Source organism: Rhodospirillales bacterium (assembly GCA_014323865.1).
Lineage (GTDB): Bacteria > Pseudomonadota > Alphaproteobacteria > SP197 > SP197 > SP197.
Map to the genome: position 1 here is coordinate 156,160 of JACONG010000004.1, position 18,258 is coordinate 174,417.

The window sequence follows — 18,258 nt, forward strand, 5'->3', positions numbered from 1 at the left end:
GGGATGGGCGCGCGAGAGGCGCAACCGTTCAGCCGCGGCCGATGTAGGGCATGGTGTTCGCCATGACGGTGATGAACGGCACATTGGCGTCGAGCGGCATGTTGGCCATCAGCAACAGAGTATCCACCACGTTCTGCACGTCCATGGTCGGTTCCGGCATGATCCGGCCGTCAGGCTGCTCAAGTCCATGGCCGGAACCGGCGGTCATGTCGGTCAGCGCGTTGCCGATATCGATCTGCCCGCAGCAGATGTCGAACCTGCGACCGTCGAGCGAGGTCGATCGCGTCAGGCCTGTGATCGCGTGTTTGGTGGCCGTGTAGGGGGCGGAGCGCGGTCGCGGGACATGGGCCGAGATCGAGCCGTTGTTCACGATCCGCCCGCCGCGGGGCGTCTGGGCCTTCATGATCCGCATGGCGTGCCGGGTGCACAGAAACGGCCCGGTCAGGTTGGTGTTCACCACGGCCTGCCACTGCTCGAACGTGAGCTCCTCCATCGGCACATCCGGTGCGCCAATACCCGCGTTGTTGAACAGCAGATCGAGCCGGCCAAAGGCCGTTTCGACGGCGGCGAACAGGGCCGCCACCGAATCCGGATCGCCGACATCGCAGGTGACGGGCAACAGCCGCCCACCCGCGCCCGGCCGTTCGGCGACCGCCGCTTCCAGCCGGCCCAGACGCCGTCCGGCCAAGGCCACGGCAAAACCGGCGTCATGGAGGCCGAGCGCGCAGGCCCGGCCGATTCCGCTGCCCGCCCCGGTGACGACGGCGACACGTTGCACAGCTGCCATGGAGTACCCCTCGCCTCTTCTCGTGTTGTTTACACGGAAGATCGCTATCAGGGTCAAGCACGATGCGCATGGGCGCATGAGTCCGCTATAGTCGCCCGATGGCGCACGCAAAGAGAATAACCATGAAAATCACGCGCATCGCTGCATACGGCCTTGAACTTCCCTGCAAGGACGACATGAGTCCTGCGACAGCCTGCAAGCGATGTTGCGGATCGTCAGCGATGGTGCCGCCGATGGCGTCACCATCAGGATCTCGCGTTTCGGCGGCATCACGCGGGCGCGCCAGGTGTGCGACCTCGCGGTCGAGGCTGGCTTGATGGTGATCGTTGCGTGCATCGGTGGTGCGGAGATCATTCCGGCGGCTATGGCCCATATGTCGCTGTCCACGCCTGCCTGCCTGCGTGCCCACACGGTCGACTTTCACAACCGGTTCAGCGTCTCGAATGCTGTTGACTTTCGGGAAGTCCGGGGCGGACGGATGCAGACCCCCTATGCCGCAGGCCTTGGCGTTGCGTCGCTGAGGGAGCAGTTCGGCGCGCCGATCCCGGCCTTCGATCTCGGCGGTCATGGTGCCTGACGGAGACGATGTCGACGTTCTGATCGCAGCGCCCGACGATCCCGGCGCCTGGTCGGACTGGCGCGAGGGCCTGACCGACTGGCGCGATGAAAGCCGGCGTTCCCTCGGACATGACGGAGCGGCCTTCACGAACCCTGCCTTTGCCTGGGTCTCCGATTGCATCTCGACCCACAAGATCCTGCTCTGGGACCAACGTTTCTACGATCGCGACCATCATGAATGGCGGGTCGACGCCTATGTCGACGACTTCGAACAGCGCTTCGGCGTGCTTGATGGCGTGATTCTCTGGCACGCCTATCCCAACCTCGGTTTCGACAGGCGCAACCAGTTCGACTTCTACCGCCGCATGCCGGGCGGCCTCGATGGCCTGCGCGATGCGATCGATCGTCTTCATGCCCGCGGGGTCCGTGTGTTGCTCGATTACAACCCGTGGGATCGGGCAACGCGGCGGGAAGCCCGGCCCGACCATGTTGTCCTTGCCGAGCTGGTCGCGGCACTCGATGCCGATGGCCTTTACCTCGACACCATGGCGGAGGCGGCTGCGGACTTGCGCGGCGCCCTTGATGCGGTCAGGCCGGGCGTCGTGTTGGAATCGCAGTCCTTCACGCCGCTCGACCGGATCGCCGATCACCACATGAGCTGGGCCGAGGTGTACCGTGATCGCCCAGTGCCCGGTGTGCTGCGCAATGCTTGGTTCGAACGCCGACAGATGCTGCACCTGGTCCATCGCTGGATCGGCGATCACCGCAGCGAGATGCAACTCGCCCTGATGAACGGCGCCGGCATGGTCGTGTGGGAGAACGTGTTCGGGTCCTGGAACGGCTGGTCCGAGCGCGACGCCGTCTGGCTCAAGCTCTGGAGCGCGGCCCGTCATCGCCATGCGCGGCACTTCACCGACGGTGTCTGGAGCCCGCTTGCGGTTCGGCCGGCCGAAGGCGTCTTCGCTTCCGCCTGGGACCTCGGCGGGGTTCGCCTGTGGACCATCGTCAACCGTCGCGAAAGCTGGGCGCGCAACGTGCCGCTTGATGTCACCGCCGATCAAGCCGCCGATCTGATGGCGGGACAGGACCTCGAGGCAACCGACAGCAGGGTGTTGCTGGACCTTCCACCCCACGGCATGACAGCGGTCTGCGAGGGTGTCTCCGACGCGCAGTTTCTGACCGGCCAGCGGACACGCTGGTTATCTCTTCCTGACGCTTCATCGGTCGGTGGGCCGCGCGCCGTGGTGCCCCTGAGTCACGGTGCGATCATGCGCCGGCAGCAGGTTCCGGATGGTATGGTGCGCTGTGGTGGCGGGACGTGGGAGCGCCGTGTCGTGATGCGGTGTCGGGAGTGCGGTGACGAAGCCAGCGCGTCGGCACCGGATTGCGAAAGCCATACGCTTCCGGGCCTGCACGATCTGGTCGAGCGCACGGTGCGCGACGAGCTCGAGCCGTTTGCCATCACGCCCGTGTCGATCACCTGCGCCGAGTTCCGGACCTTTGTCGAAACGACCGGCTACCGGCCGCGCCACGATGACCAATTTCTGGAAGAGCAAGGGCAGGACGACGATCCCGTGGTCTTCATCGGTCCTGACGACGCGCGTGCCTATGCATCCTGGCGCGGCGGTCGTCTGCCGACCGAAGCCGAATGGCAGTGTGCCGCCGAAGGGGGATTGCTGGCCGATGACAGTGTCCGGGTCTGGAACTGGACCGGCCCTGAACGAAGCGACGGCCGCACGCGGTTTTGCATGCTCAAGGGCGGTGCAGACTTCGAAGCGCGGGGATCACGCTGGTATCCCGATGGAGGACCGAAAGAGCCGATCTTCGCATCAAAGTACCTGCTCCTGTGGCCAGGCCTCGACCGCTGCGCCACGGTCGGCTTTCGCGTTGTGGCCGATCTCAATCGCGACGGTAACGCCTGAGCCCGGATCGTTCCGGCTCATAAGGTCGCGGGTGTCCGCCGAGTGCTCCATGTGATGGATCGGAACGAGGTCATCAGGAAGGATAATGACTTTGAACTCTGGAAATTTCTATTTTGAGTCTGATACAGATCGCGAGCCTGCGCGAAAAATTCATGAAGATGTAGCTTGAAGATATCTTTAACTACAGGATGAACCGGCTCAAATCCGCGTTGCTGGCGAGTTCGCCGACGCGGTCGTGGACGAAGGCGGCATTGATGGCGATCGTTTCACCGCTGCGGTCCGGTGCCGTGAAGCTGATCTCCTCGAGCAGCTTCTCCATTACCGTGTGAAGCCTTCGGGCGCCGATGTTCTCGACGGTCTCGTTGATCTTTGTCGCGAGGTCGGCCAGCGCATCAATCGCGTCGCCGCCGAACTCGAGCGTCACCTCCTCGGTGCCCATCAGCGCGGTGTACTGGATGATCAGGCTGTTCTCGGGCTCGGTCAGGATGCGGCGGAAGTCGTCGCGCGTGAGCGCCCGAAGCTCGACCCGGTTGGGCAGGCGGCCCTGCAGCTCAGGCAGCAGGTCCGACGGCTTGGCGAGGTGGAATGCGCCCGAGCAGATGAAGAGGATGTGGTCGGTCTTGATCGAGCCGTGCTTGGTGGCGACCGTCGTGCCCTCGATCAGCGGAAGCAGGTCGCGCTGCACGCCCTCGCGGCTGACATCCGCACCCTGGCGTTCGCTGCGCGCAGCGATCTTGTCGATCTCGTCGATGAAGACGATGCCGTTCTGCTCGACCGATTCGATGGCTGATTTCACCACCGTCTCCTCATCGAGCAGCTTGTCGGCCTCCTCGGCCATCAGCACCTCGTAGCTCTCGCCCACCTTTATCTTCCTGGGCTTGGTCTGACCGCCCAGGCCTTTGCCGAAGATGTCGTTGAGATTGAGCATACCCATCTGGGCGCCCGGCATGCCGGGAATGTCGAAGGTGGGCAGTGCGCCGGAGCCCTGCTCGGTGACCTGGAGTTCGACCTCCCTGTCATCGAGCTGGCCCTCGCGCAGCATCGCGCGAAACTTCTGGCGGGTGTCGGCACTCGCGTTGTCGCCGACCAGCGCATCGAGCACACGCTCCTCGGCATTGAGCTCGGCCTTGGCCTCGACCTCCTTGCGCAGGATGGCGCGGATCTGGGTGATGGCGATCTCGACAAGGTCGCGAATGATCTGCTCGACATCGCGGCCAACATAACCGACCTCGGTGAACTTGGTCGCCTCGACCTTGAGGAAGGGTGCATTGGCCAGCCGCGCCAGACGGCGGGCGATCTCGGTCTTGCCCACGCCTGTCGGGCCGATCATCAGGATGTTCTTGGGCAGGACCTCTTCGCGCAGCGCGGGTTCAAGCTGCCGCCGCCGCCAGCGGTTGCGCAACGCGATGGCAACCGAACGTTTGGCGTCATGCTGGCCGACGATGAAGCGGTCGAGTTCGGAGACGATCTCGCGGGGAGAAAAGGAGGTCATCGGCAATCCGGAAAAAGGGTTTCATCCCGGCCAGGCGGCGCAGCCGCGCCGAGCGGGGACCTCGACAGAAAAGCGACAGCGCTAGGCCGCATCGATCGTCTCAAGCGTGACGTTGCGGTTGGTGTAGACGCAGATGTCGGCGGCGATCCCGAGGCTGCGGCGGGCGATCTCCTCGGCCGAGAGGTCGTCGACAGTCGATAGCGCACGCGCTGCCGACAGGGCATAGTTGCCGCCCGAACCGATGCCGATAAGCCCGTCCTCGGGCTCCAGAACGTCGCCCGTGCCCGAGAGGATCAGCGAGACCTGGGCGTCGGCCACGGCCATCAGTGCCTCGAGCCGACGGAGGTAGCGATCGGTGCGCCAGTCCTTGGCGAGCTCGACGCAGGCACGCGCCAACTGGCCCGGATGGCGCTCCAACTTCTCCTCCAACCGCTCGAACAATGTGAAGGCATCGGCGGTGGCGCCGGCGAAGCCGCCCAGGATGTTGCCATCGCCCAGACGGCGCACCTTGACCGCGTTGCCCTTCACCACCGTCGGCCCCATGGAGACCTGGCCATCGCCCGCAACCACCACCCTGCCGCCGCGCCGGACGGAAAGAATCGTGGTGCCGTGCCATAGGTCGGTCTGGGTCATGGAGGTCTCGTCGGAAGTCATGGAGAAGAGCCGCGCCGATGCGTCGACCCGGCACCCATGCTATGTGGCCTCCCGCCCTCTTCGGTCAAGAGGAGCGGGCCGGTGCGAGCGAGCTGAAGGGCGAGCCTCGACAAGGAGCGGAGCAACCTGATGTGTGACTGGACGGTCATGATCAAGGAGAAGCCCGGCAGAGACCCGGCGGTGCAGGCCGTGCCGCTCGGGTTCTCGTGGGGCGCGCTGATCTTCCGCGAGCTCTGGGCGCTCTATCGCGGTGCCTGGTTCACCGCACTCCTGTTCGTGCTCGTCGTACCCGTGCTCACGCTGGTTGCCGAGGGAATCGGACTCGATGTCACCGGCGTTTTGATTGTACAGCTCGCCGCGATCGTGATGCTCGCCATGGCTGCGGCCGAGATCCGTCTGATGGAGCTTGGCCTGCGCCGCTACCGGCCGATTGCCACGCTCAAGGCGCGCGATCTCGACGAGGCCGAGGCGCTTGGCCTGATCCTGTGGACCCAGGAGTCGCGCCCACCGGCGCCGGTGCCCGATCCGGTTTCCGCGCAGGTGTCGGGTCCGTCCGAAAAATCGTCGCCCGGGCCGCCCTGGAAGCCATGATCTCGCCCCCGTTGATCGCCCGGAATCGTCTCTGAACGGCGTTTCCGGCTGTGGATCGGCCGGTGTATCGTCACGCGGGGGGCGCGTCCTTTTCACCCTTTCCGGGCTTGCGGGCCGACGCGCGCGGGTCCATCTAGCGCCGATGGAAATGACCAGCAATGCGCGCAAGGCCTCGGTCGAGGTCGAGCACATCACGGAACTGAACCGTCTGGATCTCGACGACCTGTGCGGCGCGACCGACGCGGCCATCGTCGACGGCAACGGCTTCGGCTGGCTGCATCCGCAGCCGCGCGATCACATGGAGCGGTACTGGAAGGGCGTGCTGCTGGTGCCCGAGCGTCAGCTCTGGGTCGGCAGACTCGACGGCACGATCGCGGCTTCGGCCCAGCTTCAGTTGCCGCCGCGGTTCAACGAGGCGCAAGCGCATTCGCCGCACCTGACGACCCATTTCGTCGCACCCTGGGCGCGCGGCCATGGCCTGGCCGCCATGCTGCTCGAATCGGTCGAGGCATGGTGCCTCAACCAAAGCTACAGCCATCTCAGGCTCGACGTCCGCGAGACCCAGACTCGTGCCATCGAGGTCTATGAAGCCGCCGGCTTCACCCGCTGGGGCGAACTGCCGAGTTACGCCAGGACCGAAGGCAAGCTCGTCACCGGCTATTTCTACGTCAAGGCGCTCTGAGTGCTGCGCCGCACCACGAGGTGCGGGTACGACGTTTCCATCACGATCCGGTTGCCGTCGCACCAGGGTTCGAAGACCGCGAACGCAGTCGCGGGGTCGAGCCGAACGAGGTTATCGCCGAACAGGAAACGCAATACGTTCACCCGGTTCGCTTCGGTGTCCTCGAAGGCGATGCGATAGGCGATGCGCTCTTCGGTGACCTCGGCGTCATGGCAGCGACAGAGCACGGCGATGTCCTCGGCCAGCGGAAACGGGAACGGCGATTTCATCGCGGCGAACCCGGCCTGCCATAACTGTGCCAGTGCGTTCTGGCGGTCGAGCAGGGCGGCAACCAAGGTGCCGCCGGGCGCCAGCCGATCGAGCAGTCGGGAAACGGCCGCAGCCGAATCGGGTACGTAGTAGAGACAGTGATTCGCGATGATCAGGCCGATTCGCGGTCCGTCGGGTGTGGGTTCGGTGCCCTCATCGACGACCTTGTCCACAAGGCAGATAAGTCGTCCGGCGGCCTGTCGGCGCTGCTCGTCGACCGGTTCGACGAGATGCAGGACGGCCGGGCGCTGTCCCGTTTCGGACACCTTGAGCAGGCTTGCGGCAAAGCTGCCGTCGCCGCAGCCGAAGTCCAGCATTCGCCACGATTCGGCCGCCGCTGCCGCCGCATCCAGGTGAAGGCGGAGCGCAGCGATCTGGGCTGCGGTTTCATTCGTGAACGACATGAACGCGGCGTAATCGTCGGCTATTGTCAGAAAGTCGACCTCCGCGGTCATGGACGCCCGTTCCTTCATGACGCTGATTCCTTGCTGGCTGTGACGCCTTCGGCGTTCTATACCCAACCGATACAAACCCGGGTTACAAGGGGGATCATCAGGAACACCATGTTGAACGCGCAGCAAGCAGCCATGAAAGCCATGTCCTGGTCAGGAATCGAGCCCCGTCTCGACGACATGCTCACCGACCCGATCGTGGTCGCAGTGATGCGCCGTGACGGGCTGACGGAACGCAACGTCCGCGATGCGCTGCAGCGTTTTGTGTCCCCGGCCCCTGCCTTCGATCCCACCAGCCTCCCGGCCACGGTCCCGACCTCGTCGTTCTGAGATGGCAGACCGTTATCGGCGGCGGCGGGAGGTCGCAGGCCGACGCGACCGCGTACCCGCCGCGCATGTGGCGAAAGCCAGGTGAGCGGAGCGAGCGCCGGCGACCGGGGAACACGTCGAAGCCGACTTGCAGGGTACCGAAATTGCGACATGATTATTGCGGCATGATCAATGCCGGAAGTGGCGCACACCGGTCAGCACCATGGCCATGCCCTTCTCGTTGGCCGCGGCGATGACCTCTTCGTCGCGTATGCTGCCACCCGGTTGAATAGCGGCGGTGGCACCACCCTCGGCGGCTTCGAGCAGGCCGTCGGCGAAAGGGAAGAAGGCGTCTGACGCGACCACGCTGCCCTCGATCGGGAGCCCGGCGCGCCGGGCCTTCTGGCGGGCGACGATGACGCTGTCGAGTCGACTCATCTGGCCCGCGCCGACGCCCACCGTGGCGTTGTCACGGGCATAGACGATGGCGTTCGACGTCACGTGTTTGACGACGCGGAAGGCAAAGAGCATGTCGGCCATTTCGGCATCGGTCGGCTGTCGTTCGGTGACGATCTCCAGGTCTTCGGTGCGCACCCGTCCGGCGTCACGACCCTGGACGAGCAGGCCCGAGGCCAGCGTGCGGGCCGTGAGCGTGGGCTGGCCGGGATCGGGCATGCCGCCCGTCAGCAGGAGGCGCAGGTTCCTCTTGCCCTCGAAGACGGCGAGTGCGGCGTCGTTCGCGCCGGGCGCGATGACGACCTCGGTGAAGACTTCGGTGATGGCCCGCGCGGTCTCCTCGTCAAGCGGGCGATTGGCGGCGACGATACCACCGAAGGCGCTGACGGGATCGCAGGCCAGCGCCCGGGTATACGCCTCCGGAAGGTTCTCGCCCACGGCGACACCGCAGGGGTTGGCATGTTTGATGATGGCGATTGCCGGATGGTCGAACTCGGCGACCAGTTCGAAGGCGGCGTCGGTGTCGTTGAGGTTGTTGAAGCTGAGGTCCCTGCCGCCCACCTGGCGCGCCGTTGCCACACCCTCGCGCCTTGTGCCATCGCTGTAGAAAGCCGCAGCCTGGTGCGGGTTCTCGCCGTAGCGCAGGAGCTGCTTGCGCACGCCGGCAAAGGCGATGCGGCGCGGGAAGGTCACGCCCGTCTCCTGGCTGAAGCGCTGTGCGATGGCGGCATCGTAAGCCGCCGTGTGTCCGAAGGCCGTGGCCGACAGCAGCCGGCGCAGCTCAAGCGAGGTCGCACCAGCCTTCTGCGCCATCTCCGAGGTCACCCGCGGGTAGTCCACCGGGTCGACCGCCACGGCGACGAAGGCATGATTCTTCGCAGCCGAACGGATCATGGCGGGCCCACCGATGTCGACGTTCTCGACAATCTCCTCCCATGGCGCGCCGCGCCCCGCCGTCGCCTCGAAGGGATAGAGGTTCACCACCACGAGGTCGATGGGCCTGATGCCGTGCTCGGCCATCGCCGCTGCGTGATCCTCCAGATCGCGCCTCGCCAGGATGCCGCCGTGCACCACCGAATGCAGCGTCTTCAACCGCCCGTTCATCATCTCCGGGAAACCGGTGAGATCGGCGACCTCCTTCACCGGAAGCCCGGCTTCGGCAATCGCCTTCGCCGTCCCCCCGGTCGAGATCAGCTCGACCCCGTGGCCGTGCAGCGCAGCGGCAAACCCGGGCAGCCCCGTCTTGTCGGAGACCGACAGCAGGGCACGGGTGATTTTCACATCGGACATGGAGGCACCGGGGTCAGGACAGGGAACGCCCCTGTTAGCCGACCGGCCGCGCCCTTCCTACGGGGAAGACTGTGGGATGTGGGGAGGGAGTGGTCAGAACACCCGATCAAGGACGAAACGGCAACCGCGTGCTGCATGGGTACAATGTGTCAAACCGGCCCGGAGGGCGATGAGGCGTGTCACGGTGCCGCCTGGCCTACACCTTCTTCGCGGCTTTCCTGGCCGCCGCGCGTTCGGCGACCGCTTCGTCGAGCGCCTTGAGTGCGATCAGGCCGGTCGACCAGCCGGCGTAGTGGGCGACGTGGATGAAGAGCTCCCTGAGCTCGGCGGGTCGGATGCCAAGGTTGAGCGCGCCGCCGATGTGGCCCTTGAGCTGGACCTCGCGACCGAAGGCGGCGAGCACGGTGCAGGTCGCGCGGCTGCGTTCCTTCATGGTCATGCCGGGCCGGGTCCAGAGTTCGCCGAACAGGTAGTCGTTGGTCAGCTCCATGAAGTCCGATGTCATCGGACCGCCCTGGGGCAGCGGGCCGCCGAAGAGTTGCTTCGTCATCTCCGCACCCTTGGCCTTGCGTGTCTTCGCCATGGTCGTTTCCTCCTCGCTATCGGGTGCGAAAACGATAGAGCATGGCGGGGCGGGGTCGAGTCCCGGATCGTTGCCGATGACGTCGGGTTCGTCGCAACAGGCCGGGAGCGCGATGACGACGTGCGTGAATCCGCTCTGCATCCAAAGACCCGGAGCATCCTCGCCCGTTCAGACCGATCCAATCCGGACGGGATATGCTCTAGGTGTTCATGGAGTCGAAGAAGTCGTCGTTGTTCTTCGTGTGCTTGAGCTTCTCCATGAGGAACTCCATCGCGTCGACGGGCCCCATGGGCATGAGGATGCGGCGCAGGACCCACATCTTGGCGAGCTGGGCCTTGCCGACCAGAAGCTCCTCCTTGCGGGTGCCGGACTTGCCGACGTCGATCGCCGGGAAGATGCGCTTGTCAGCAATCTTGCGGTCCATGACGATCTCGGAGTTACCGGTGCCCTTGAACTCCTCGAAGATGACCTCGTCCATTCGGGAACCAGTGTCGATCAGCGCGGTTGCGATGATGGTGAGCGAGCCGCCGCCCTCGATGTTGCGCGCGGCACCGAAGAACCGCTTCGGGCGCTGCAGGGCGTTGGCATCGACACCGCCGGTCAGCACCTTGCCCGACGACGGCACCGTCGTGTTGAAGGCACGCGCCAGACGCGTGACCGAATCAAGCAGGATGACGACATCGCGCTTCTGCTCGACCAGGCGCTTGGCCTTTTCGATCACCATCTCGGAGACCGCGACGTGGCGCGTGGCCGGCTCGTCGAAGGTCGATGCGATGACCTCCCCCTTCACCTGGCGCTGCATGTCGGTGACCTCTTCGGGCCGCTCATCGATCAGCAGGACCAGCAGATAGACCTCGGGATGGTTGGTCTCGATCGCGTGCGCGATGTTCTGCATCAGAACCGTCTTGCCGGCGCGTGGCGGCGAGGTGAGAAGTGCGCGCTGGCCCTTGCCGAGCGGGGAGACCAGTTCGATCACCCGGGTCGAGAGATCCTTTTTCACAGGATCCTGAATTTCCAGGTTCAGCTTCTCTTCCGGATAAAGCGGGGTGAGGTTGTCGAAGGGCACCCGGTGGCGTGTCGTCTCCGGTTCCTCGAAGTTGATGTGGTTGACCTTCAGGAGCGCAAAGTAGCGCTCGTTTTCCTTCGGGCTCCTGATCTCGCCATCGACCGTGTCGCCGGTCTTGAGCGCGAAGCGGCGTATCTGGTTCGGGCTGACGTAGATATCGTCAGGGCCGGGCAGGTAGTTCGCCTCGGGGCTGCGGAGGAAACCGAACCCGTCGGGCAGCACCTCGAGCGTGCCCTGGCCGAATATCGGAACATCCTGTTCGGCCATCTCCTTCAGGATGGCGAACATCAGATCCTGCTTGCGCAGAACGCTGGCGTTCTCGACACCGATCTCTTCGCCGAAGGTGAGCAGCTCTTCGGGCTTCCTGTTTTTCAGTTCCTGGAGGTTGAGCGGCTTGTGCTCGCTCGTCGTGACTTGCGTTTCTTCTGCTTCGCTCATGGCCATGGCGGACCTTCTGAAGGCGGACACACAGGAGGGGAACGGGTGTCCGCTGGATATGGGGATGTTGGCTTTGACGCTTCCTGAACCGCTGCTCCGCAAGGAATGGAGCTGGTTCTCGTAACCGGACCGTGTTGTCGGATACCTGCGTTTTCGCTGAGACCCCTGAATAATAGGATCGGCAGAGGTCGGAGTCAAACAACAAGCGCATCGGGACCGCATTCAAGGATCGCGCCGGTCGACGCCCCGGGCACCGGGGGTGACCATGCGCCGCGTTGTATCGGAAACCCGACCGGGAAGCTGCGCTCCTCGAACCCGAACAGGTGTACGTACCGGAACGCCATGAGTACGCTGAACGGCAGGGCCGGGATTGTCGCGGGCGGGGCAGAGACTGGTGTCAGCCAGATGACATGCCACCAGATGATGGGGGGCCAACGTCACTGTCGGTAATGTCACCGTCGGTGCTGTGCGGGTGTCGCCCGGGAGCGTCCTCGGCCCGATGGGAGAAGACCGCGCCGCCAAGGTGGGCCCGTCCAGGTCTTCGGGGAGGCAGTCGGCAAAAACAGAAGGCTTCAGGCAGCACTGCCGCCTGAAGCCCTATCCTGTTCCCGCTTGTTCGTCTCCGTCTTCATTCGCTTGCGGGCACAGTCGTGGCATAGAAAGCGCTTTCGCTCTCATCGATTAGCAGGCCGGAAATGCCTCTAACGATTCCTCTAACCTTTCCGTCTACCAGCAACGTTGAGTCTCCGTTCTCGTACAGGTTACCTTGCAGAGAGGTGAAGAGGCGGGATTCGGGTCATTATCCGAACCGCCCTCGAAACGCTTGATATCACCGTTTAGATTGCTTAGAATCCTTGGACTGCCACCGACGGACAACACGAGGTTTCCGCGACCCTTGAGTTCCCCCGTATAGTCGTTATTCAACAACGCAGGGGCGTTCGGGTCGCTAATGTCAAACCCGCTGAAATCGGTTGCACGTGTCGTGACCGTGCCGTCATCGAAATTGGCCTTGATTGTGAGATTGCTGCGTTCGAGATCACTTCCGTCCATGCCCTCGCCGGCGGCCGTTATGTCCATTGTGACATATCCCTCCATGGTGGCCTTCCCGGCCCGGGCCTCCCTGGAGAGGTGGAACCGGAACTTCAGGATCGGGGCACCTACGGCATCGCCTCGCGGAGTTTCGGTCGCTCCGCATCGCAGGCCTGCCTAGCGATGCGGTGTCCCGGTTCTGCAGCCGCGAACACGCGCTTGCCCCATGCGTGTCCCCAGCGCCTTCATCGTGAAGGCTCGATGACAGTCGTGCATGGATCGGCCATTCGTCGAATGGCCCTGTCGCCGGGCCCGCCCGAGCGGCTGCGGGACCGGGTCGGCGAGGCTCAGTCGCCGCTCAGGGTCCGTCGCACGGCGGCGCGCCACCCTGCGTAGTGCATGTCGGCATCCTTGCGGTCCCGTTCGGGGGTGAAGCGGCGCTCGCGCGCCCAATCGGTGCTGAAACCGTCCATGTCGGGCCAGACACCGGCCCGGTGACCGGCCAGCCAGGCCGCTCCGAGGGCAGTGGTCTCGGTGATCCCGGGCCGGTCCACGGTCGCCCCCGAGATGTCGGCCAGCGCCTGCATGGTCCAGTCGCTGGCGGTCATGCCGCCATCGACCCGCAGAACGGTCCCGGCGTCCGCGTCACGCCAGTCGGTCCGCATGGCTTCAAGCAGATCCCGGGTCTGGAAGGCCACGCTCTCCAGTGCGGCGCGGGCCAGCTCCCTGGGCCCGGTGCTGCGGGTCAGGCCGAACATGGCGCCACGTGCGTCGGCATCCCACCACGGCGCTCCGAGCCCGGTGAAGGCAGGCACGAGATAGACCCGCTGGCCGGGATCGGCAGCTTCGGCGAGCCGCTGGGTCTCGGAAGCGTCGCCGATCAGCCCGAGCCCATCGCGCAGCCACTGCACCACCGCACCGGCGATGAAGATCGAACCCTCAAGCGCGTATGTCGTCTGACCGTTGAGTCGATAGGCAATGGTGGTGAGCAGGCGATTGCTGGACGGCACGGGATCGGTACCGGTGTTGAGCAGGGCGAAGCAGCCGGTGCCGTAGGTCGATTTCATCATGCCGGGCGCAAAGCAGGCCTGCCCGATGGTCGCGGCCTGCTGGTCGCCCGCGACGCCGAGGATCGGGATCGCCGCGCCGAGAATGTCAGGGTCGGTCGTGCCGAAGTCGGCCGCGCTGTCGCGTACTTCCGGCAGCACCGACATCGGCACCCCGATCAGCGCGCAGAGCTCGGGATCCCAGAGGTTCGAGCGGATGTCGTAGAGCATGGACCGGCTGGCATTGGTTGCATCGGTCGCGTGGACCGCACCGCCGGTCAGATGCCAGATGAGATAGCTGTCGACGGTGCCGAAGCAGAGTTCATCCGCCTCGGCCCGGGCCCGTGCGCCCTCGATGTTGTCGAGCTGCCAGGCGATCTTGGTGCCCGAGAAGTAGGGGTCGAGCAGCAGGCCGGTGCGTTCCGTGACGAGCGCCTCGTGCCCGGCGTCCTTCAGCGCCCGGCAGGTCTCGGCCGTGCGGCGGTCCTGCCAGACGATGGCGTTGTCGATCGGGCGTCCGGTCGCGCGGTCCCAGACCAGCGTCGTCTCGCGCTGGTTCGCGATGCCGATGGCGGCGATGTCCGAGGCCTGGATGCCGGCATTGGCGATCGCCTCGCGGCAGGTCTCGACCGTCGTGCGCCAGATGTCGCCGGGATCGTGTTCGACCCAGCCCGATTGCGGCAGGTGCTGGTCGAACTCCTGCTGCGCCATGGCGACGATACGGCACCCGGCATCGAAGATCAGCGCCCGGCTTGATGTGGTGCCCTGGTCGATGGCGAGAACATGACCCATCGTCGCTTCCCTCACGTGCGTCTGCCGCCCGTTCCGCGTCTCCGTCTCCCGTTCAGCCGTAGACCAGTCTGGGCAGCCAGATCGTGATCTGCGGGAACAGCACGCAGATGAAGAGGCCCAGCGCCTGCAGCGCCAGGAACGGCAGCGATGCGGCGTAGATCTGGCCCATCGTCACCTGCGGTGGCGCGACGCTCTTGAGGTAGAAGAGCGCATAGCCGAACGGTGGTGACAGGAACGACATCTGCATGTTGACCATATAGACGACGGCGAACCACAGGGCGACGTTTTCGGGATCGACACCGGGCATGCCGAGAATGCCGTCGAAGGTCAGCGACTTCACGATGGGCAGGAAGATCGGCACGGCCAGCAGCAGGATGCCGACCCAGTCGAGGAACATGCCGAGCAGGACGAGGATCACCATCATGACCAGCAGGATGCCGTAGGGGCCCAGGCCCGTGCCGATGATCATGTCGTTGACGAACTGCTGGCCGCCGTTCACGACGTAGAAGCCGACGAACATCGTCGCGCCGAAGACGATCCAGAGCACCATGGCCGAGACCTTCGCCGTCGTCACCGCGGCCGAATGGAGCGCCTCCCACGAGAGCTTGCGATGCGTGCCGGCGACGATCAGTGCGCCGAAGGTGCCGATGCCTGCGGCCTCGACCGGTGTTGCGATTCCGGCAAAGATGACGCCCAGGACCAGGATGACCAGCACGATCGGTGCGGCCATGCCCTTGAGAAGCTGGAGCTTCGCGGCCGTCGTGATGCGCTCGGAGGGATCGAGCGCCGGGCCGAGCGACGGGTTGATGTAACAGCGGATCGTGACGTAGGCGATGTAGAGACTCGAGAGCAGCAGGCCGGGAATGACCGCGCCCAGGAAGAGCTCGCCGACCGACTGCTGCGCCACGACGGCGAACAGGATAGCCAGAATCGAGGGCGGGATCAGGATGCCGAGCGTGCCGCCGCCCAGGATCGACCCGGCTGCGAGGCGGACATCGTAATGGCGTTTCAGCATGGCCGGCAGGGCGATCAGGCCCATGGTGACCTCGGTCGCGCCGATCACGCCGCACATGGCCGCGAGCACCGTGGAGGCCAGGATCGCGGCGGTCGCCAGGCCGCCCTTCAGGCCGCCCAGACACTTGTAGATCACGTCGAACAGCTGCTCGATCACGCCTGCCCGTTCGAGCACCGATGCCATGAAGATGAAGAGCGGGATGGCCGAGAGCTGGTAGTCGGTCATCAGCGGGAAGATGCGCGACGGCAGCATGTTGAGCATCGCCGCATCGCCGAACAGGAAGAGGAAGATGCAGGCCAGGCCGCCGGTGACAAAGCTGAGCGGCAGGCCCGCGATCAGCAGGATTGCGAGCGAGCCGAACATCAGGAGCGTGAGCCCCTCGATGCTGATTTCCCATCCCATCAGGCAGCGCTCCGCCGGGTCATGTCGTGGCCGGCAACGGTCGCGATGTCGCGCAGCACCCGTGCCAGTCCCTGCAGAACGAGCAACCCGGCACCGATCATGATCGAGGCCTTCACGGGCCAGTACTGGATCGCCCACTCGGTGAAGGAGACTTCCCAGACCATCGCGGAGTCGCTGAAGAAGATGTAGCCGGTCCAGAACAGGGACACCGTGAAGACGAAGAAGAAGACCGACGTGATGAGATCGAGGATCGCCCTGGTCTTACCGGAGAGACCGGCATAGACGACGTCGACCCGGACGTGGGCATTCTCGCGCAGGGCGAACGCGCCGGTCAGCAGGTACTGCATGCCGAACATCAGGAACATGCCCTCGTGCACGAAGTTCGTGGGCGAGTTGAAGACGTAGCGGCAGACGACTTCGTAGTAGTAGGCGAAGACCGCGATCAGCGCCCACCAGGCGACGAACTGTCCGACCCCGCCGTTGACCGCGCCGATAATGCGGACGTAGCCGGCACCGGGACCCGTGTAGGACGCCTCCTGCGGCGGCCTTTCGTGTTCCTCGACCTCTTCCATGAGGTGCGAGGGCATGATGCGTCCGGACTCGATCTCCCGCCGATGGCGCGCCAGCCGCGGGACCATGACGAGGTCCACAGCCAGGGCCAGAACGATGATGACTCCGGCAACCGAACTGATCATGCTCCAGGAGTCGCGTGCAGCCTGGGCATCCGCGGCGCTCCGGTCGACGGCGGCGAGCTCCTGATTCCAGCCCTCGACCGCCTCGGCCGCCTCCGAGTCACCGTCATCGGCCTTTTCTTGCGCCAGCTCCAGCCTGAACTCCGCGACCATGCGGGCGTTGCGGGCCTCCGACTCGGCGTTGCGGGCATCGTCGAGCTGAACGTTGGCATGGAGGATCAGCAGCACGAAGGGCACATAGGCCCACCACCACCGGTTTCTCAGATAGAGCCTGTGAAGCCCGAGAAACCCGCCGGTGACAAGAAACAGGTAGGCGACCGGCGTGGAAACGAGCCGCGCACCGCCCACCGCGCGTTCGCAGCGCAGCATGATGAAAGCAAAAACAGGGAACACGACCAGTCCGGACCAATAGGCCCAGTGGGGCAGGACGAAATCGATTTCTGGCATGGTCGACCGCGTGGGGTCCCGGGGCGAGGAGAAGGGAAACCGGCGTCCCCCTTGCGGTGACGCCGGTTCCGGTAACGTTGGCGATCAGAAGTCCAGCATTTGGCCTTCCATCTGATCGGACGTCACGTAGCCCAAGCTGCCCGACATCATGTAGTCGAGCTGGATCCTGAAGACCCGGGCGGCGTGCTTGTCCTTGTTGGCCCATTCGAACCAGCGCGGGACGGCGATCTTCGTGAACGCCTCGACATCGTCCTGGGACAGGCGCGTCACGGTCGTACCGGCCTCCTCGAACTTCTTCCAGGCCTCCTGGTCGGCCCGCTGGATCGCGGCGTGATGCAGGTCCGAATAGACATGGACCTCCATCTCGATGAACCGCTGCATCTCGGGCGAGAGCGCGTTCCAGGCATCCATCGCGACCGTGAGGTCCATGAGATCGACCGGCTGGTAGATCGACATGAAGCCCGGAGGGCCCATGGAGATGAAGTCGGTGACCTGATGGAAGCCGAGATCGTGGTTCACGGCCGGGCCGACGTAGTCGGCGACGTCGATCGTGTCCTTCTCAAGTGCCGGGAAGATCTCGCTGCCCGGGAGCAGGGTGGTCTGGGCACCGGCGTCCTGGAACACCTCGGCGACCATGCCGCCCGGCAGACGCATCTTGCGGCCCCGGAAGTCCTCGATTGAACGGATCGGCACCTTCGAATGGATGATGTTCGGGCCGTGGTGGATCGGGCCGACGTAGTACATGTCGAACTGGGCGAAGAGCTCGCGGGCGATCTCAAGGCCGCCAAGGCCGTAGTAGAAGACGTCCCACTCGTGCGGCTGGCGCAGGCCGAGCGGATAGGAGCTGAGGAACACCGAGGCCGGCATGCGGCCCGCCCAGTAGAGCGTGAAGGGGTTCATGGCTTCGAGAACGCCGTTCTTCACGGCATCGAAGAGCTGAAAGTCGCCGACAACGTCCTTGGCACCGAAGGGCTCGAAGGCGAGTTCGCCACCGGTCTTCTCGACGATCGAGTTGGACCAGGCCTTGAAGGTCTCAAGACCGATGCCGCCCGGCCAGGAGGTCTGGATGCGCCACGTGGTGGTCTGGGCCCTGGCGGTGCCGATGAACGGCGCGCCGAGCTGGCTCGAAGCGGCCGCTGTGGCCGCAATGCCGCCGGTCACGGCGGCACCGGCCAGCAGATTGCGCCGGCTGAACGCCCGCGCTGCGGCCATCGTCCTGGCCGTCTCGTTGTCCTTGGACATAACA

Annotated in this window: 17 protein-coding genes; 5 read left to right on the top strand and 12 right to left on the bottom strand. The window is 65.0% G+C overall.

The window, feature by feature from the left end:
* Window positions 1-28: 28 nt before the first annotated feature.
* Window positions 29-787, bottom strand: a complete 759-nt coding sequence (locus tag GDA49_01400) for an SDR family oxidoreductase (protein ID MBC6439077.1) — start codon at window positions 785-787, stop codon at window positions 29-31.
* A gap of 202 nt (window positions 788-989) precedes the next feature.
* On the opposite strand from GDA49_01400, the gene GDA49_01405 reads away from it, so the two are divergent.
* Complete coding sequence (locus tag GDA49_01405) at window positions 990-1,364, top strand: hypothetical protein (protein ID MBC6439078.1); 375 nt, start codon at window positions 990-992, stop codon at window positions 1,362-1,364.
* A complete protein-coding gene (locus GDA49_01410) occupies window positions 1,354-3,267 on the top strand; it encodes an SUMF1/EgtB/PvdO family nonheme iron enzyme (protein ID MBC6439079.1) in 1,914 nt (637 codons plus the stop codon). The genes GDA49_01405 and GDA49_01410 overlap by 11 nt, the downstream gene beginning before the upstream one ends.
* A gap of 181 nt (window positions 3,268-3,448) precedes the next feature.
* Here the strand turns inward: GDA49_01410 and hslU are convergent, their stop codons facing one another.
* On the bottom strand, window positions 3,449-4,759 hold the full coding sequence (hslU, locus tag GDA49_01415; GenBank protein MBC6439080.1) for an ATP-dependent protease ATPase subunit HslU: 1,311 nt from the start codon (window positions 4,757-4,759) through the stop codon (window positions 3,449-3,451).
* Between the two features lie 81 nt (window positions 4,760-4,840).
* Complete coding sequence (hslV, locus tag GDA49_01420; GenBank protein MBC6439081.1) at window positions 4,841-5,413, bottom strand: ATP-dependent protease subunit HslV; 573 nt, start codon at window positions 5,411-5,413, stop codon at window positions 4,841-4,843.
* 129 nt (window positions 5,414-5,542) lie between these two features.
* Here hslV and GDA49_01425 point away from each other — a divergent pair, with 129 nt between their 5' ends.
* Together GDA49_01425 and GDA49_01430 are read left to right on the top strand one after the other, a co-directional pair.
* On the top strand, window positions 5,543-6,004 hold the full coding sequence (locus GDA49_01425) for a DUF2628 domain-containing protein (GenBank protein MBC6439082.1): 462 nt from the start codon (window positions 5,543-5,545) through the stop codon (window positions 6,002-6,004).
* A 148-nt stretch (window positions 6,005-6,152) separates the two neighbouring features.
* On the top strand, window positions 6,153-6,686 hold the full coding sequence (locus GDA49_01430) for a GNAT family N-acetyltransferase (protein ID MBC6439083.1): 534 nt from the start codon (window positions 6,153-6,155) through the stop codon (window positions 6,684-6,686).
* On the opposite strand, the gene GDA49_01435 is transcribed toward GDA49_01430, so the two are convergent.
* Window positions 6,668-7,468 (bottom strand): methyltransferase domain-containing protein, encoded by an 801-nt coding sequence (locus GDA49_01435; GenBank protein ID MBC6439084.1) that lies wholly within the window; start codon window positions 7,466-7,468, stop codon window positions 6,668-6,670. The genes GDA49_01430 and GDA49_01435 overlap by 19 nt on opposite strands.
* 90 nt (window positions 7,469-7,558) lie before the next feature.
* Between GDA49_01435 and GDA49_01440 the strand changes: the two genes are divergently transcribed.
* A complete protein-coding gene (locus tag GDA49_01440; GenBank protein ID MBC6439085.1) occupies window positions 7,559-7,777 on the top strand; it encodes a hypothetical protein in 219 nt (72 codons plus the stop codon).
* A gap of 168 nt (window positions 7,778-7,945) precedes the next feature.
* Here GDA49_01440 and purH read toward each other — a convergent pair whose 3' ends face one another.
* The 8 genes from purH to dctP form a co-directional block, all read right to left on the bottom strand.
* Window positions 7,946-9,502: a bifunctional phosphoribosylaminoimidazolecarboxamide formyltransferase/IMP cyclohydrolase gene (gene purH / locus GDA49_01445; GenBank protein ID MBC6439086.1), complete on the bottom strand. Its 1,557-nt coding sequence runs from the start codon at window positions 9,500-9,502 to the stop codon at window positions 7,946-7,948.
* Between the two features lie 196 nt (window positions 9,503-9,698).
* Window positions 9,699-10,007, bottom strand: coding sequence for a carboxymuconolactone decarboxylase family protein (locus GDA49_01450; protein ID MBC6439087.1), 309 nt, complete (start codon window positions 10,005-10,007; stop codon window positions 9,699-9,701).
* A gap of 277 nt (window positions 10,008-10,284) precedes the next feature.
* Window positions 10,285-11,589, bottom strand: coding sequence for a transcription termination factor Rho (gene rho / locus GDA49_01455; protein ID MBC6439088.1), 1,305 nt, complete (start codon window positions 11,587-11,589; stop codon window positions 10,285-10,287).
* Window positions 11,590-12,315: 726 nt separating this feature from the next.
* Complete coding sequence (locus GDA49_01460; GenBank protein ID MBC6439089.1) at window positions 12,316-12,684, bottom strand: hypothetical protein; 369 nt, start codon at window positions 12,682-12,684, stop codon at window positions 12,316-12,318.
* Window positions 12,685-12,965: 281 nt separating this feature from the next.
* Window positions 12,966-14,456, bottom strand: coding sequence for a glycerol kinase GlpK (glpK, locus tag GDA49_01465; protein MBC6439090.1), 1,491 nt, complete (start codon window positions 14,454-14,456; stop codon window positions 12,966-12,968).
* A gap of 52 nt (window positions 14,457-14,508) precedes the next feature.
* Window positions 14,509-15,873, bottom strand: a complete 1,365-nt coding sequence (locus GDA49_01470; protein ID MBC6439091.1) for a TRAP transporter large permease subunit — start codon at window positions 15,871-15,873, stop codon at window positions 14,509-14,511.
* Complete coding sequence (locus GDA49_01475; GenBank protein ID MBC6439092.1) at window positions 15,873-17,012, bottom strand: TRAP transporter small permease subunit; 1,140 nt, start codon at window positions 17,010-17,012, stop codon at window positions 15,873-15,875. The genes GDA49_01470 and GDA49_01475 overlap by 1 nt, the downstream gene beginning before the upstream one ends.
* A gap of 84 nt (window positions 17,013-17,096) precedes the next feature.
* The gene (gene dctP / locus GDA49_01480) at window positions 17,097-18,224 is read right to left on the bottom strand and encodes a TRAP transporter substrate-binding protein DctP (protein MBC6439093.1); all 1,128 of its coding nucleotides are present in this window, start codon (window positions 18,222-18,224) and stop codon (window positions 17,097-17,099) included.
* Between the last annotated feature and the right edge of the window lie 34 nt (window positions 18,225-18,258).